Raw genomic sequence first — 17,009 nt, 5'->3', positions numbered from 1 at the left:
AAATTCGATCCTCCAACCGGGGAACCCCGCCATGCGTCTGTCACGCTTCTTCATCATCCGTCCCATCTTCGCCGCGGTCATCGCGGTGATCATCACGCTTGTCGGCGCGATCGCCTATTGGTCGCTGCCCGTCTCGCAATATCCCGACATCGTCCCGCCGACGGTCACGGTCACCGCCAACTATCCCGGCGCATCGGCCGAGACCGTCGCCGAGACAGTGGCGACGCCGATCGAGCAGGAAATCAACGGCGTCGACAATATGCTCTATCAGAGCAGCCAGTCGACCGGCGACGGCACGGTGACGATCACCGTCACCTTCAAGATCGGCACCGACCTCGATGCCGCGCAGGTTCTGGTACAGAACCGCGTCGCGATCGCGGTCCCGCGCCTGCCCGAAGAAGTGCAGCGGCTCGGCGTCGTGACGCGCAAGACCTCGCCCGACTTTCTGACCGTGGTGAACCTCGTCTCGCCCGACAATTCGCTCGATCGCGGCTATATCTCCAACTATGCGCTGACCCAGCTCAAGGACCGGCTCAGCCGCATCGACGGCGTCGGCGATGTCCGCCTGTTCGGCGCGCGCGACTATGCGATGCGCGTCTGGATCGATCCGACGCGCGCTGCGGCGCTGAACCTGACGGCGGGCGAGATCGTCCAGGCGCTGCGCGCGCAGAATGTCCAGGTCGCGGCAGGCTCGCTGGGTCAGCCGCCCTACGCCAATGGCAGCGCGTACCAGCTCAACGTCGAAACGCAGGGTCGCCTGATCGATCCGCAGCAGTTTGCCGAAGTGGTGATCCGCACCGATCCCGACGGGCGCCAGGTCCATGTGTCGGACGTCGCGCGGGTCGAGCTCGGGGCGTCGGACTATAACAGCAACACCTATCTGTCGGGCGACCCGACGGTGATTCTCGCCATCTTCCAGCGTCCGGGATCGAATGCGCTTGCCGCGGCGAACGCCGTCGAGGCCGAGATGAAAGCGGCCGAGAAGAGCTTTCCCAAGGGCCTAGAATATCGCGTCATCTATAACCCGACCAAATTCATCGCGCAGTCGATCGACGCCGTGAAGGACACGTTGCTCGAGGCGATGGTGCTCGTGGTGATCGTGATCCTGGTGTTCCTGCAGAAATGGCGCGCCGCGGTGATTCCGATCGTCGCGATCCCGATCTCGCTCGTCGGCACGTTCGCGGTGCTCGCCGCGCTCGGCTACAGCCTCAACAACCTCTCGCTCTTCGGGCTTGTGCTCGCGATCGGCATCGTCGTCGATGACGCGATCGTCGTTGTCGAGAATGTCGAGCGCAACCTCGAACGCGGGCTGTCGTCGCTGAAGGCCGCGCAAACCTCGATGGACGAGGTGTCGGGCGCGCTCGTCGCGATCGTGCTCGTGCTGTGCGCGGTGTTCGTGCCGACCTTGTTCCTGACCGGGCTGTCGGGCGCGTTCTACAAGCAGTTCGCGGTGACGATCTCGACCGCGACGATCATTTCACTGATCGTCTCGCTGACCTTGTCGCCTGCGCTCGCGGCGATCCTGCTCAAGCCGCACGCCGCGCCGGCAAAGCCTTCGCGCATCCGCGCGGTCGCGCAACGCGCCGGCGATGCCTTCAACCGCAGCTTCGAAAGACTGAGCGACGGCTATGCCGCGCTCACCGCGCGACTCGTCCGGCGGCCGAAGCGGATGATGATCACCTATGGCGGGCTGATCGCCGCGACCATGGGGCTGTTCTGGGCGACGCCGACGGGGTTCATTCCGGCGCAGGACCAGGGTTACTTCCTGGCGGTTGTCCAGCTGCCCCCCGGCGCCTCGGTCGAACGCACCGATGCGGCGCTGCGAAAGGTCGCGGAACGGATCCTGCCGAACAAGGGCATCCTCGGATCGGTCATGCTTGCGGGCTTCGACGGCCCCTCGCAAACGCTCGCCCCGAACGCCGCTGCCGCCTATTTCCCGCTCAAGAGCTTCGAGGAACGCCGGAAGCTCGGCGTCAGCTTCGACGAGATCATGAACGAGGCGCGCGCCGACGTCGCCGACATCACCGAAGCGCGCGTGATCGTGATCCCGCCGCCGCTGATCCAGGGCATCGGCTCGGCGGGCGGCTACCGGATGATGGTGCAGGACCGCGGCGGCCACGGCTATCAGAAGCTCGCCGAAGAATCGGGCAAGCTGATCGGCAAGGCGAACCAGACGCCGGGACTCGCGCAGATCTTCACCTTCTTCGATACCGGAAGCCCGCGCGTCTATGCCGACATCGATCGCGCGAAGGCGAATCTCCTCGGCGTCCCGCCCGAACGCGTTTTCGAGACATTGCAGGTCTATCTGGGGTCGGCGTTCGTCAACGACTTCAACCTGCTCGGGCGCACGTACCGCGTCACTGCGCAGGCCGACGCCCCCTTCCGCCAGTCGGTCGCCGATATCGCCAACCTCCAGACGCGCTCGAACACCGGCGAAATGGTCCCCATCGGTTCGGTCGCAACGTTCAAGGACAAGACCGGCCCGTACCGCGTCGTGCGCTATAACCTCTACCCCGCCGTCGAAGTCGATGGCGACACGGCGCCGGGGTACAGTTCGGGCGCGTCGTTGACGACGATGGAAAAGCTCGCTGCCGAAACGCTGCCTGCGGGGTACGGCACCGAATGGACCGGCATTGCCTATCAGCAAAAGGCGGCAGGCAGCACGGCTGCACTCGTCTTCGCGCTGGCGGTCGTGTTCGTCTTCCTCGTGCTCGCGGCGCAGTATGAAAGCCTGACCTTGCCGCTGTCGATCATCCTGATCGTCCCGATGTGCCTGTTCGCGGCGATGGTCGGCGTGAACCTGCGCGGCATGGACAATAATGTCCTGACGCAGATCGGACTCGTCGTCCTCATCGCGCTCGCGGCGAAGAATGCGATCCTGATCGTCGAATTCGCCAAGCAGGCCGAGGAACAGGATGGTCTGTCTCCGGTCGAAGCTGCGGTGCGTGCCGCCCGCGACCGCCTGCGCCCGATCCTGATGACCAGCTTTGCCTTCATCCTCGGCGCCGTGCCGCTTCTGATCGCCAGCGGCGCCGGAGCGGAGCTGCGCCAGGCGCTCGGCACAGCGGTCTTCTTCGGAATGATCGGCGTCACCGCCTTCGGCCTGCTCTTTACCCCCACCTTCTATGTCGTCTGCCGCGCGCTCGGCGACCGTCTTGCGACCCTTCGCGGCCGCAGCGGTCATGCCGAACCTGTGTTGCAGCCGGCGGAGTGATGTTTTCGCCAATATCTGTGTGTTCCCGCAAAGGCGGGGGGCCATCTCAAGTCGGTCCCGGTTTGACTGTCCGATGATGGACCCCCGCCTTCGCGGGGGAACACAGGTATCTTGAAAGCAAGTTCAGGAGATCTTCGATGCTACTTCGCGCCATTCTCACTACGGTATCCGCGCTGACGCTTTCGGCGTGCGCGGTCGGGCCGGACTTCGTCGCCCCCACGCCCCCTGTGACGGCGTCCGGCCCCTTCCTCTCGACGCGCGATGGCGTGACGAGCGCCGCTCCGGCCGATGCCGAATGGTGGCGGCTCTACAAGGACCCGGTGCTCGACGGGCTGGTGACCGAGGCGCTCGCCGCGAATACAGATATTCGCGTCGCGGTCGCGCGCATCGCCAAGGCGCGTGCGTCCTTGCGCCAGGTACGCGGCGACCGGCTGCCTTCGACGAACCTCAGCGCCGGCGCAACCTATGGCCGCGCCAGCGAAGGCCAGGTGCCGCCGGGCGCCGACCGCACCGGCTGGCAGGTCGATGCCGGGCTGACCGTCGGTTACGAGGTTGACCTGTTCGGCCGCGTCTCGCGCGGGATCGAGGCCGCGCGCGGCGATGTCGCTGCTGCCGAGGCCGACGCCGACGCGGTACGCGTGACCGTCGCCGCCGAAACCGCGCGCGCTTATGCCGATGCCGCGTCAGCCGCTGAACGCCTGACCGTTGCCGAACATATCGTTGCCCTGCTCGACAAGTCGGTCGCGCTTACCGCGCGCCGCGCCGAGGTCGGGCTGACGACCAGGCTCGACACCGCGCGCGTCGCTGCGCTGCGCGACCAGCGCCGCGCCGACATCCCCTCGATCGCTGCCGAGCGTGACGCAGCGCTGTTCCGGCTCGCGACGCTGACCGGGCGCACCCCGGCCGAGTTGCCACAAATCGCCGCCGAGCGGCGCACCACGTTGCGCCTCGACCAACCGATCCCGGTCGGCGATGGCGCTGCCTTGCTCGCGCGGCGGCCCGATGTGGCTGCCGCCGAACGCCGGCTTGCAGCATCGACCGCGCGGATCGGAGTCGCCACCGCCGACCTTTACCCGAAGATCATGCTGGGTGGATCGATCGGCCAGACGAGCGGCGGGCTCGGCGACCTGTTCGGCGGCGGACCGCTGCGCTGGCTGCTCGGCCCCCTGATCAACTGGAACTTCCTCAATCAGGAAGCCGCGCGCGCGCGCATCGCCGGGTCGGAGGCCGATACCCAGGCGTCGCTGGCTACGTTTGACGGCACGGTCCTGCGCGCGCTCGAGGAAACCGAGACGGCGTTGTCATCCTACGCGCACATGCTCGACCGCCGCACAGCGCTCCAGTCCGCGCGCGATCAGGCCGAGATTGCCGTGAAGATCACCCGCGCGCAGCAACGCGAGGGCCAGATCGACGGGCTCGTTGCGCTCGACGCCGAACGAACCTTTGCCGAAGCCGAAGCGTCGCTGGCGCTCGCCGATGCCCGCATCGCCGATGCGCAGGTCGATGTCTTTCGCGCTTTGGGAGGCCGCTGGACCGCCTGAACGATCCGCCGCGAACCGAGCAGCACGCCGTGCGGCCGTTCGCTGCACGGGGTTTTGCCGTTGCGAATCGCGCGAGCGCAGCGCGCATCGCACAGCGTGATATCCGGATTTCGAGAAAACTGGAGCGGGCGAAGGGATTCGAACCCTCGACCCCAACCTTGGCAATAAGTAGTGCAGGCTACGACAGGCTTTCCTATTCTGTCCTAGATTTTGATTATCCTTATATTTGTTGATTTTAACTCATTACATCCTTACCTTTCGTTTCCTGCAACTCCATTTCGGTTGGAGACGAATTGGAGACATGGGCTTTTGCAGTGATTGTCTCCATTGACAGGAAGCTAGGATATGCCGACCGCGAAGCTGACGAAGAAATCCGTCGATACGTTAGCGCCTCCGACGGAAAAGCAGATCATCCTGTGGGACAGCGAGACCAGGGGCTTTGGCGTGCGGGTCATGCCCTCCGGATTGAAGACCTTCGTTGTTCAGTACCGTAACAAGGATGGCATCAAGCGCCGGATCAACCTCGGTCGATTTGGCGTCATCACCGTGGACCAGGCACGCGATCTCGCAAAAGTTCGACTGGGCGAAGTCGCGGCGGGTGAGGACCCTGCCAGGCCTCGTCGTGCCGGGATTACGGTCAACGAGGTGTGCGACTGGTATCTGGACGAAGCGGAGGCGGGACGGCTGCTCGGGCGACGAAGGCAACCTATAGCATCCTCGACACTCGCCCTGGATCGCAGCCGGATCGAGCGTCACGTGAAGCCGCTCCTCGGCAACCGCTCGGTGCAACGGTTGTCGATCGCGGATCTCGAACGCTTTCAGGCCGACATCAGAGACGGAAAGACGGCAAAGGATCGCCACGGCCGCGGAGGCGTCACCAGCGGCGGCGCCGGCGTCGCCGGTCGAACCGTGGGGATGCTCCACACGATCTTCGAGCAGGCGGCTAGGTGGAACGTCATCGAAACCAACCCGGCCCGCGGCATCCGCAAAATATCGATGGATGTGAAAAGGGATCGGCGCCTTTCGGTCGATGAGCTCAAACGGTTCGGAAAGGCGCTGATTCGGCACGAAGCTGAGAGCCCGGTGGCTGCCGCGGCCGTACGTTTGATTTTGCTCACAGGCTTTCGGCGTATGGAAGCGCTCGGCCTACAATGGCCGTGGGTCGACGACGTGTCGGGATGCGTACGCTTCCCCGACACCAAGACCGGGCCGCAGGTGCGCCCGATCGGTGCCGCTGCGCTCGCCCACATCCAGGCTCAGCCCAAGCGCGAGAACTGCACCTATGTTTTCCCGAGCGAGTTCTCCGATGGCCACCTTGTCGGTCTGCCGCGGATATTGGCGCGAATCTGCGCCGCGGCAGAAATCGAAGGGGTCACGCTGCACACCCTGCGTCATACCTTCGCGAGCATTGCCGGCGAGCTCGGCTTCTCGGAGCTGACCATCTGCACGCTGCTCGGCCATGCGCCTCGCGGAATCACCCAGCGATATGTTCATATCGACAACGCAACCAAGCTTGCCGCGGACGCAGTATCGAGGGCGATTGCAGAAGACTATCTCGGGGGGCGCTGATTGGCAGCCTTTGGCCGTTTGCGGACTGACAGCTTTCATGGGCATGTCTTGAAGAGCAGACGCTTGTGGGGCCTCGATGCAATGACTCGGTACCGGGCGGAACAATAGCAACGGAGAAGTGATCCCAATCCATCGCTGTGGTTACCGGCTGCAAGCATCACTCTAAAGAATGACCCTGGGAATGATCGCGTCGGCGGCAAACTTGCTCGACGCTAGCGCTCGGTCTAGCGTGGCCGGGTAGCAAGTCGGGTAGGCGGCGGGCCACAGAACAATGGGGTGGATATGATCTGGCATCGCGCGGCCATTGCCGCCACGGTCGCGTTCTGCGGCGTCCTGCCTTCAGGCGCGTCGGCAGCGGAGCCGGTCTGTGGTGCGATCATTGCCGTCCAAGACGACGTCAAGCCGGACCCGGCGTTTTTCATTCAAGCAGTTGCTGTCATTAGCCGAACTCTGGGGCCCGCTGCCATTCAGCGCGCTGACACCAAGTCATGGCGCGTAGCGGCGAGCGGCACGCCCCTCCTTGCGGGCGACCGGGTGTGCGCGACCGGGGCGAATGGCTGGACCATCGTGCGAGGACAAGTCGGGCGCGAAACACGGATCGACGCGGCGAGCACGCCGCTGATCGTCGACGGCCCGCCGGTCAGAAAATTTCCGGTCGCAGCACGAGACTTCATAGCCTCGCTGGACTGGCCTTCGCTTGCCGAGTTGACGGCAATCGAACGAAGCCTGACAGGGAGCGGCCGCCGCCGTGGCGGCGTTACCCGTGGAATGAGTATCGGCAGCACTCCGCGGGCGGTCTATCTTGCCGGCGACAGCGCGCTTGGGACCGTCCCGGTCCAACTGCTCGACCGGAAGCTGGCGAACGTGCTGTGGGGTTGGTGCGGCGAGGACCAGTCGGGTGATGTACTTCGGGCGAAGACGGTCACCGGAACCTTGGAAAACTTCAGCCGCCTTCCTGCAAAGGCGATCCAAGATGCGGATACGATCCGGATCGCCGACAACGGCGGCGCGCTCCAAGATATCGGGCTCAAATGGGTTACGGCGGCGGACCTGCCGCGACCCGACTGGATCAAGAGTGACGGAGATCCGTTGCTGTGGGGGCTGTGGCTTGCCGAGCATCCGAGCGGGCAGTTTCGCATCCAAGGTTACAGCATGCTCGACGCGCTGGCGGCCACGCGCCCGGCGGCGTTCCACTATCTGGCGCATCACAGCAACTGCGGGCAGGACTATCAATATCGCCCGGCCATGACGGCGACAGCGGGTTAGGCAAAATGGAGCGTGCCGGATGTCTTCGCGGTCTTGCCCTGTTCCTCGCCGCTTTCTCGCTCACCACCACGGTGATGGCAGCCGACGTCACCCAAGCGGAAATTGATACGCTCGAAGCCGAAGTGACAAGGCTGACAGGCGCCGGTGACATGCGCTCGGCGACATATCTTGCGCTCGTCGAAGAGCTCGCGATTGCGCACCATGAACTTGGCGCGATGCTCAGCCGGCGCGGCGACGCCGGCGATGCGACGGCTCATTTCAGACGCGCCTACGCGCTGGATCGCGCGAGCTATGAAGCGAACGATCCGACGGTGCTGAACACGGGCAACAGCCTTGCAACCAATCTGAACTTTCTTGGACGTTACGGCGAAGCGGAAGCAATTCTGCGGGAAGTCCTGCTAGCCGCCGAGGCGACGTCGACGTCGGGACGCCGCCTTCGCTGGACGATTATCAACACGCTGGCAGGGTCGCTGACGGGCCAGAACCGGCTTCGCGACGCCGAAGCTTTGCTGCGTGAGGTTCGCGAGCAGATCGTCGCCCATGGAACCGAGAATGAGGGCCCGCTGGCAAGGCTGATCACCAATAATCTTGCACATAATCTGCACGAACAGCGCCGCTATGCCGAGGCCGACCTTCTGCTTCGCGAGGTGGCCGAACAATATGGCGGCGCGAGAGGCGACACCCCCGAAGCTTGGCTCGCCAAACATAATCTTGCCGCCAACCTCATCGATCTCGGCCTGTTCGATGAAGCCTTGACGATCGGCGGGGCGGCCTTCGCGAGCCGCAAAGCCGCGCTCGGGGATCATCATCCTGATACGCTGACCAGCCAGACTATCGTCGGGCTCGCGCAGCTCGGGAGCGGCGATCGGGAGACGGCAATAGCAACGTTGCGCTCAGCGCTCAGCGCCCGGCGCGAAAAGCTCGGCGCCGATCATCCCGACACGTTGCTTGGCGAAGCGGCGCTCGCCGATGCTCTGCTTCGCGTGCCGGAAGGCGCCGACGAGGCCTATCCATTGGCAATGCACGTCACGACAGCCCTGCGGAACCGCATGACCACGCGCGGTTTTGGCGTCGGAGATCAGTCGCAATTCGCGCGGGACCTAGATGAGGCACGCGCGGCCGAGCGCCAGTTGATCGAAGCGGCATGGCACGGACGCGCGCCCGACCGAGAGGCGGCCGCCTTTGCAGCAGCGCAATTTCTTCTCAACGGGAGCACGAGCCGTGCGGTGGCGCTTAAGGCTGCGAACCGATCGGCCGACGCCGCGGGGCTGACGGAGGCTGTCGAGAAACGCCAGTCGCTCAGTGCGGAATGGCAGATGCTTGATCGGCGCCTGCTTGCGCTGGCGGCAACGGCCTCTTCTGACGATTTGCGGTTACAGCGGGATCTTGCAAGCCGGCGCGGCGAGGCCGCGCGTGGCGTTGCGGAGATCGATCAGCTGTTGCGCGCGCGGGCACCTGATTATTTCGCGCTCGTCCGGCCTGGCACGCTTTCGATCGAAGAGGCGAAAAAATTGCTGAAGGGCGACGAGGCGGCGCTGCTTGTGCTGCCGACGGACTATGCCACGCATATCTTCCTGGTCACCCGCGAAGGACTGACGTGGGCACGTAGCGCCAAGAATGACGTCGCCATCGGGCGGAGTGTCACCCGTCTGCTGTGGGACGTTGGAGCCAAGGTGGATATCGACCCGGTAAAGCGCGCGGCGTGGGAGCAGCAGGGCGAAGGCACCTACCCCTATGATTTTGTGACAGCGCACATGCTCTATGCCGACCTTGTCGCGCCGGTCGCGCACCAACTCTCGACGAAACACGTGCTGTTCATCGCGGCCACTGGACCGCTGGCCAGCATGCCGTTCGGGATATTAGTTCGCGAGGTCCCGAAAGGCCCCGACGGTGACCCCGCGGTGCTGCGCTCCGCCAAATGGTTTGCCGATGAAATCGCGCAGATCCAAATCCCTTCGCTGAACTCGCTCGCCCTTCTTCGGCGTTTTCGGATCGACCGCGATTCGAGCGAAGCGCAACCATTCCTGGGTTTCGGCGACCCGGTTCTGGAAGGCAAGTCGGCGCTGCGCGGCGCGAGCCGGGGGCCACCGGCCGCAGATCTCCGCGCCGTTCAGAGCCAGTTGATATCGGGAAGTGAAACAGCACTTGCCGATCCGCGAGCGCTCTTGAAGCTTTCGCGGCTTCCCGGAACGGCCCAGGAGCTGAATGCGCTTTGGACCGCGGCTGGCGCGCCGGGCAATTCACTTTTCCTCGCGGCAGCCGCAACAGAAACGCGCGTTCGTCAAACGCCGCTAAACGCCGATGTTATCGTTTTCGCGACGCACGGATTGCTCGCGCAGGAGATCAACGGCTTGTCCGAACCGGGGCTCGTTCTCTCGCCGCCGACTGAAGCGAGCATATTCGACGACGGCTACCTCAGCAGCTCCGAGATCGCCGAACTCAAGATCCGTTCGAAGTGGATCATATTGTCGGCCTGTAACACGGCGGGGAGCAGCGGTAGCGCTGACAGCGAAGGCCTGTCCGGGCTTGCGCGATCCTTCTTCTTCGCCGGTGCTCCTAGTTTGCTCGTCTCGCATTGGCCGGTCCGCGATGCCGTCGCTCCGAGGCTTACGGTCGCAGCGACCGAATGGCTGAAGCGTAACCCCGGACGGTCACCCGCTGAGGCCCTCCAGGTCGCAATGAAGACGGTTCGCGATGACAAACGAGGAGACACTGAATCGGATAGCTGGGCCCACCCCAACGCGTGGGCGCCATTTGTAATCGTGGGCGACCGATAGTGTAAGGTTGCCTTAAGCGATTGCTTCGGAACAGGGGCATGGCCTACCTGCGATGGCACAGCTCGCGAGCCGCGGTCGACGGTTAGCTAGCGTGCGGCCGCTTTCAACCGGGCGACCACATCCTCGTCGCGAATCCGGCGCCAGCGCGCTTCCACGAAACTGTGGACGCCGAACAGGAAGAGTCCGGCGGCGACGAGCAGGTAGAGCGGCCTGGTCTCCGTCAGCGAGGAGAGCGCATCGCCAAGCCCTTTGACCTCGCCGACCGACCCGAACCAGCCCGCCTTGATCAGCGAAATACCGATCACGGCGAACACCACAGCGCGCGCAGCGAGCCCGGCGCGGCCAACAGGCACGGCCCATGAGGGCGCGCCAGGCGCCAAGTCGCGCATGAACTCGGTCGTCCAAGCCTTGGTCGCCTGCTGCGCGGCCGCTGCCACGAAGGCAAGACCGATCAGCCCGAGAAGCGTGCCGCCGAGCGGCAGGTCGAGCAGCATTCCAGCGGCTTCCTTCTCGCGTCCGCCGCCAGACGCTTCTCCCGATGCGAGGCGACTGGCAGCCCATGCCAGCCCGAAATGTGCAAGACCGCTTGCCGCGTAACCGGCACGGATTGCGAGGCCTTTTGCATCTCTTCCCCTGCCCTCGCTGTCGAGCGCGGCGCCGTACAAGCGATAGGCACCGTAGAGGGCGAGCCCGGCTGCGAGGAGCAGGAGCAGCGGTGTGCCGCCTGGCATATCGCGGACCGACCGGAACACGCCCTGCGGACTGGCGTCGGAGGTACCGACGCCGGTCAGCGCGAACGCTGCCAGCAGGCAATAAACCACGCCCCGCGCGCACCACCCGGCGCGCGCGAAGGTCTCGAGGTGTCGAAGTCTGTCCATTCCACCTGCTCCCACAGTGCCGATGGGAGTCGAACGTCCTGTACCTTCCGTTGTTCCGGCGATCACAAAACGGCGTGAACAAACGCCTAGGTAAGGCCAACCAGGACTCGCTAGAAACAGCCGCACACGATAAAGGGCGCCGGATCACGGCGCCCTTTACGCTGCCTTTTAGGGAAGGCAGGCTTACTTCTTTTGGGTGTCGCCAACGCCGGTTTCAGACGGCGCAATCTCGCCATTGTCGTCCATGGCATTGGCTTTTTCCTCGCCCTTCTCCTCAACGACGTCAGCCTTGTTCTCCATAGCTTCCTTCGCCGGACCTTCAGGCATCGCGTCAGCCTGAGCGTCGATCGCCTCGGCCTTGGCTTCGGCCTGATCCTCGACCTTGTCGGCGGCCGGGCTCTGGCACGCGGCAAGCGCCAGCGCGGACGTGGCGGCGAGACCGATGAAAAGCTTGTTCATGATATTTCTCCCTGCTTAGACTAGCTGGCTAACGCCGGACCGCCGAGAGAGTTGCACGCGGCAAAGTTTACCCGTCCCGCCCGCGTAGTGCGAAGCCGGCAGCCGACCATGTCACGACGAGCGAGCGAAGGCCTCGGCCACGAAATCCCTGCCGAGGCGGAGGCCCACAGGGTCGACGGTGTGCGCAACGCCGTATGAGGCATGCGTCGTGACATCGACGCCGAGCCGCTTGAGCTCGCTCTCCGACATGTGCAGCGCCGCAATAGGAACCACTGGATCGGCCGTCCCGTGCACCAATAGCACAGGCGGCTTGGGGAAAGCGTCATGCCCAAGACCGAGCGTACCGGCGAGCATCCCCGAATAGCCGATCACGGCCGCGACCGCGCGCGGACGGCGCAGACCGACATGCAGCGCCATCATCGTCCCCTGGCTGAACCCGACCAACGCAAGATCCGCCTCGGCCAACCCATATTGCGCGAGTTTCCGATCGATGAAGGTATCGATCGCAGGCGCGGCCAAGGCGGCACCGGCGGCCAAAGCAGACGGCGCAAAGCCCGACAGGCCCCACCACTGATAACCCGCACCCATCATGCTGCAGCGCTGCGGCGCATGCGGCGCGAGGAACAGGGTATCGGGCAGTTCCTCCTGCCACGCGGGAGCGAGCGAGATCATGTCTGTGCCGCTCGACCCGAAGCCGTGTAGAAGCAGGACGATTTTTTTCGGGGGTTCGCCGGAGCGCGGCTGCAGGCTGGCTCCGTTTACAATCTTCGACAAAAGGTTGGCCTCTCATTGCTCGTCGACGCCTAGTTGGTCACTGCGAGTTCGTTCGACAAGCGGCAGGACCGGAAGCCGCCGCGCCTTCGCAATATATGGGCGCACTGGCGCGACCACGTCCCGACGCTGAAGCCGGGTAACGAAGCGATCATGTTGAACGCTCGGTCACGAAGGCGCCGACGCAACGGAACGATCGTTCCGACCAGCTGTTGTGACCGTATCGAGAATCAAAACCAGGGTGCTTCGCCCTCTTCGCCGGAGAGAGAGAATGAAAAGACTTCTGACAATTTTCGCAATCAGCACCTCGATGTTGATCCTGTCGGCCTGCAACACTGTTCAGGGTGCAGGTAAGGACGTGGAATCGGCCGCAGACTGCGCTGATGGGGTGAAGGGCAACTGCTAGAGTATGTGAACGGGCTGGCGTGAACCAGCGTTAGCGCATCACGGGCGTAGGCTGCAGGCGACTGTCTGCCTCCGGCCTTAGACGCCTGCGCTTGAAGCCGTCCGGAGAGTTGATCATCCGCGCGCAGGTCAGTTCGTTCGTCCTGTCATGCCCCGACTTTGCGCCCAACCGTAAAGATCGGCGATCATGCCCCGCTCAACCTCGGGCTGGAGGAACACCACGACCGCAGTTTCGGCTTCATGGTCGATGAACCGCATCGTGGCATAACGCCTTCCCTCCCGTTCGGTATCTCCACCCTCTATTTCGTCCGGCCAGATTTCAATCGTTCGCACGGATCGTCTCCTTTCAAATGCCGATGCCAGCGATCGATTGGAAAATGCGAATCCCGAAAATTGGTTGCGCGAGGGAAATGGAAACGTCTGGCCGATTCCCGACTTTCTGCAATAAGTCAGCAAGAATTGGAAAGCGGACATTTCCTGTCGCGAGCGCTGGCCTTATATTGAAGGCAACGACTGCGCTGCGAAACCCCATCCGCCCAGATCGAACCCCGATGCGCGATCGAGCAAAGCGTCCGCGTCATCAATCGTCCACGCGTCGGCACGGTCGATGCCGTCGAGTTCGTCCCAAGCAATCGGCACCGCGACTGGCGCGCCTTCGCGGGCGCGGGCCGAATAGGGCATGATCGCGGTGCTTCCGCGCTGGTTGCGCAGCCAGTCGATGAAAATCTTGCCCTTGCGTTTGGCCTTGCTCATCGTGGCGACGAAGCGGTCGGGCTCGGCAAGGCTCAGCGCTTCGGCAAAGCGTTTCGAGAAATCCTTGTGGGCGTCCCAGCTGTGTCCGGGATCGAGCGGTACGACGACATGGACGCCCTTACCGCCCGAAAGCATGGCGAAGCTGACCAGCCCGATGTCGGCGAGATGGCTGCGGATATCGAGCGCCGCCTTTTTGACGTCGCCGAAATCGAGGCTTTCGTCGGGGTCGAGGTCGAACACCATGCGGTCGGGTGCCTCAAGCGTATCGACATGGCTGTCCCAGCCGTGGAATTCGATCGTCCCCATCTGAACGCAGGCAAGCAGGCCGTCGGCGTCCTCGACATAGAGATAATCCTCGTACCCGCCGTCCTTTTCCTTGATCGGGACCTGCATGACATGGCCGCCGAAGCTGCCCGCATCATGTTTTTGAAAGAAGCATTTCTTGCCGCGTCCTTGCGGACAGCGAACGAGGCTGATCGGGCGTCGCGCGGTGTGCGGGAGCATGACGGGGGCGATGGCCGCATAATAGTCGGCAAGGTCGCCTTTGGTCGCCTTAGCTTCGGGAAAGATGATGCGGTCGCGGCTGCTGATCGTCACGTCGCTTTGCAGAGCGGGGGCGGGCTGCTGCTTTTCGGGATGCACATCCTTGGCCGCTTTGTCGCTCCGCAAGCCGAGGAAACTTGCGTGACGCACCGAGCCGCTGGCGGTGAATTCGGCGAAGGCGATTTCGGCTACGAGGTCGGGTGTCAGCCAATGAACCTTGCGCGCCAAAGCGGCGTCGAAGTCGAGTGGGGCGGTTTTGCGTTTAAGCCGCGAGAATTTCTTAGCGAGGTCGGCCATCGCGTCGGAGTCAAAACCGGTGCCGACATTGCCTTTGTAGACGAGCGTGTCGCCTTCGCGTTGCGCAAGAAGGAGCGAGGCAAAGGGGCGGGATTTGGTCGCTGACGGGTTCCATCCGACGATCACGAACTCCTGTCGCCGGGTGCATTTGACCTTTAGCCAGTTTTTCGACCGGCGGCCCGAATAGGCCGCGTCGGCGCGCTTCGAAATAATGCCTTCCTGGCCGGCGCTGCACATCGCGCCATAGAGTTTCTCGCCCGCGCCGATGATGTGGTCGGCAACCGCGATCGGCGGGGCGGCGTTGCGCAGCAGGGCTTCGAGACGTTCCTTGCGTTCGAGATTGCCAAGGTTGGCAAGCGATTTGCCGTCCTGTTCGAGCAGGTCGAAGGCGAAGAAATGGAGAGTGGTCGCATCGTCCTGCGCGCCGTGGCCGCGCTTGAGCACCGCCTGCAGTGACGAGAAGTCGGGGTTGCCGTCTGTGCCATAAGCCACGACCTCGCCGTCGATCAGGCAGGGTGGCAGGCCGAGCGCGGCGATGTGGCGGACCAGCGGCGCGAACTTGTCGGTCCAGTCGAGACCGTTGCGGGTATAGAGTTTGACGTCCGACCCCGCGGCAGCGATTGCGGTGCGATAGCCGTCATATTTGATCTCGTGGAACCAGCCGTTGCCGACGGGCACCGCATCGACCAGCGTCGCGAGCTGGAGCGGGCGGAATTTGGGCGGCTTGGCGCCGGCTTTGGGTTTGGCGACCTTTTTGTTGTGCGCGGCGGCGGCGTGCATCTTTTTCGTGAACGCTGCGCCTTTCGCACCTTTCAGGGATTGCTCGCCGCCGGTGTCGCCCGCGATCTCGGCCATGGTGCGGCCGGTGAGAATGCTGGTGAGCTCGCGCCCGACGAGGTCGTCGGTACCGCCAGCAAAGGCATCGTCGATCTTGCGCAGCAGCCAGTTCTCCCGCTTTTCGCCCGGGCGCGGTTTCATGCGGACGAGCAGCCATTCGCCCTTCATCCGTGTTCCGTCGAGGGTGAAATGAAGATGACCGTCATCGATGTCCTTGGCGCTTTTCCCTGCGATCGGCGCCCAGGTGCCGCGATCCCACAGCATCACCGTGCCGCCGCCGTATTCGCCCTTGGGGATGCCGCCTTCGAATTCGGCGTAGCTCATCGGATGGTCTTCGGTGCGCACCGCGAGGCGCTTGTCGCCAGGGTCGGCACTGGGGCCTTTAGTGACCGCCCAGCTCTTGAGGACTCCGTCGACTTCGAGCCGGAAATCATAGTGGAGGCGCGTGGCGTCGTGTTTCTGAACGATGAAACGGTTGCCTTTACCCGGTGCAACCTTGCCCGCGGGTTCGGGAGTCAGTTTGAAATCGCGCTTGGCGTTATATTGCGCGAGCGGGTCGGCGCGCTTCGCCATGTCAAGCGCGCTTGCGGGCGGCGGGCTTTTTGGCCGGGGACTTTTTTGCCGCCGCTTCCTTGGTCGGCGACGTCTTCTTGCCGTCGACCGACGCCTTGAGCGCCGCCATCAGGTCGATGACGTTCGAGCCTCGGCCGGTGCTGGCGGGTTCTTCGACATCCTCGAGCACGCGCTTGCCCTTGGCTTTCGCTTTCTTGGCGATCACGCGTTTCAAGGCGTCGATATAATGGTTGTGATAGTCGCTGGCGTCGAACGCACCCGACTTCTTGCCGATCAGCGTTTCGGCGAGATCGAGCAGGTCGGCGTCGGGCTTGGCATTGCCCACATCGCGAAAATAATTCGCCGCCTTGTTCACCTCGTCGGCGTAACGCAGCACTTCCAGGACAAGCCCGCGGCCGCACGGACGCAGCGCGACCAGCTGTTCCTGGCCCCGCAACGAAAGTTGCCCGAGCCCAACCTTCTTGGTGCGCTTCAATGCTTCGCGCAGGACGATATAGGCTTCTTCGGCGAGTTCGTCGGCAGGGACGACATAATAGGGCTTGGTATAATAGAGGACGTCGATCGCGTCGGTATCGACGAACTGGACGAGCTCGAGCGTCCGCTTGCTCTCGAGCTTGACCGCGTCGATCTCTTCCTCGTCCAGCAGAACATAATTGCCCTTCGACAATTCGAATCCCTTGACGATCTCGTCATGGTCGACCGCACCGATTCCCGGCACCACCTTCTCATATTTGATCGGCTTGCCGCTCGGTTCGTGGATCTGGCGAAAAGTAACCGCGGCACCCGATTTGGTTGCCGAGTAGATTTCGACCGGAATAGACACCAGCGCCAGCCGGATCTGCCCTTTCCAATAAGCGCGTGCGGCCATAGCGTTCTCACTTCCCATACGAAGAATGCGCAAACCGGATTGCCGTTCCGCTTTCAATCGCTGCAACGAAAGGCCGACCCGGCTTGGCCGGGCGCCGCTGCGATGTCGAGCCATACTCGCCAACCGGAGCAACGCTGAAGGTGCATCGCGGCCGGGCGATTACGCTGATGGCAGGCAACCTAAGCGCAAGCGGCGCCTATAAAGCGCGGCAACTTATGACCCGTTGGCGCCATTCGAGCCCTGTATTGATGGCCTAAA

At 63.6% G+C, this 17,009-nt stretch carries 11 protein-coding genes; 5 read left to right on the top strand and 6 right to left on the bottom strand.

Going from position 1 to position 17,009, the window contains the following annotated elements; translation table 11 throughout:
- Window positions 1–31 precede the first annotated feature (31 nt).
- The 5 genes from ACO055_RS15380 to ACO055_RS15360 all read left to right on the top strand — a co-directional run bounded on the left by ACO055_RS15380 (window position 32) and on the right by ACO055_RS15360 (window position 10,367).
- Window positions 32–3,214 carry an efflux RND transporter permease subunit gene (locus tag ACO055_RS15380; protein ID WP_422059713.1) on the top strand — a complete coding sequence of 1,061 codons (3,183 nt, stop codon included), beginning with the start codon at window positions 32–34 and terminating at the stop codon, window positions 3,212–3,214.
- A gap of 137 nt (window positions 3,215–3,351) precedes the next feature.
- Window positions 3,352–4,755 carry an efflux transporter outer membrane subunit gene (locus ACO055_RS15375; protein ID WP_422059712.1) on the top strand — a complete coding sequence of 468 codons (1,404 nt, stop codon included), beginning with the start codon at window positions 3,352–3,354 and terminating at the stop codon, window positions 4,753–4,755.
- 345 nt (window positions 4,756–5,100) lie between these two features.
- Window positions 5,101–6,324, top strand: coding sequence for a tyrosine-type recombinase/integrase (locus ACO055_RS15370; RefSeq protein WP_422059711.1), 1,224 nt, complete (start codon window positions 5,101–5,103; stop codon window positions 6,322–6,324).
- A 282-nt stretch (window positions 6,325–6,606) separates the two neighbouring features.
- Window positions 6,607–7,590: a hypothetical protein gene (locus ACO055_RS15365; protein ID WP_422059710.1), complete on the top strand. Its 984-nt coding sequence runs from the start codon at window positions 6,607–6,609 to the stop codon at window positions 7,588–7,590.
- A 5-nt stretch (window positions 7,591–7,595) separates the two neighbouring features.
- The gene (locus ACO055_RS15360; RefSeq protein ID WP_422059709.1) at window positions 7,596–10,367 is read left to right on the top strand and encodes a CHAT domain-containing tetratricopeptide repeat protein; all 2,772 of its coding nucleotides are present in this window, start codon (window positions 7,596–7,598) and stop codon (window positions 10,365–10,367) included.
- Between the two features lie 86 nt (window positions 10,368–10,453).
- Here the strand turns inward: ACO055_RS15360 and ACO055_RS15355 are convergent, their stop codons facing one another.
- The 6 genes from ACO055_RS15355 to ACO055_RS15330 all read right to left on the bottom strand — a co-directional run bounded on the left by ACO055_RS15355 (window position 10,454) and on the right by ACO055_RS15330 (window position 16,751).
- The gene (locus tag ACO055_RS15355) at window positions 10,454–11,245 is read right to left on the bottom strand and encodes a DUF1206 domain-containing protein (protein WP_422059708.1); all 792 of its coding nucleotides are present in this window, start codon (window positions 11,243–11,245) and stop codon (window positions 10,454–10,456) included.
- A gap of 183 nt (window positions 11,246–11,428) precedes the next feature.
- Window positions 11,429–11,704: a hypothetical protein gene (locus tag ACO055_RS15350; protein ID WP_422059707.1), complete on the bottom strand. Its 276-nt coding sequence runs from the start codon at window positions 11,702–11,704 to the stop codon at window positions 11,429–11,431.
- Between the two features lie 111 nt (window positions 11,705–11,815).
- On the bottom strand, window positions 11,816–12,376 hold the full coding sequence (locus tag ACO055_RS15345) for an alpha/beta hydrolase (RefSeq protein ID WP_422059706.1): 561 nt from the start codon (window positions 12,374–12,376) through the stop codon (window positions 11,816–11,818).
- Between the two features lie 633 nt (window positions 12,377–13,009).
- Window positions 13,010–13,213 carry a hypothetical protein gene (locus tag ACO055_RS15340; RefSeq protein ID WP_422059705.1) on the bottom strand — a complete coding sequence of 68 codons (204 nt, stop codon included), beginning with the start codon at window positions 13,211–13,213 and terminating at the stop codon, window positions 13,010–13,012.
- A 162-nt stretch (window positions 13,214–13,375) separates the two neighbouring features.
- Window positions 13,376–15,883, bottom strand: coding sequence for a DNA ligase D (ligD, locus tag ACO055_RS15335; protein WP_422059704.1), 2,508 nt, complete (start codon window positions 15,881–15,883; stop codon window positions 13,376–13,378).
- A 1-nt stretch (window position 15,884) separates the two neighbouring features.
- Window positions 15,885–16,751, bottom strand: coding sequence for a Ku protein (locus ACO055_RS15330; protein WP_422059703.1), 867 nt, complete (start codon window positions 16,749–16,751; stop codon window positions 15,885–15,887).
- Window positions 16,752–17,009 lie beyond the last annotated feature (258 nt).

Source organism: Sphingopyxis sp. (assembly GCF_965227415.1).
Classification (GTDB): Bacteria; Pseudomonadota; Alphaproteobacteria; order Sphingomonadales; family Sphingomonadaceae; genus Sphingopyxis.
Note: the sequence above shows the minus strand (reverse complement) of the source record. Positions and strands in the feature narration are given on the sequence as shown.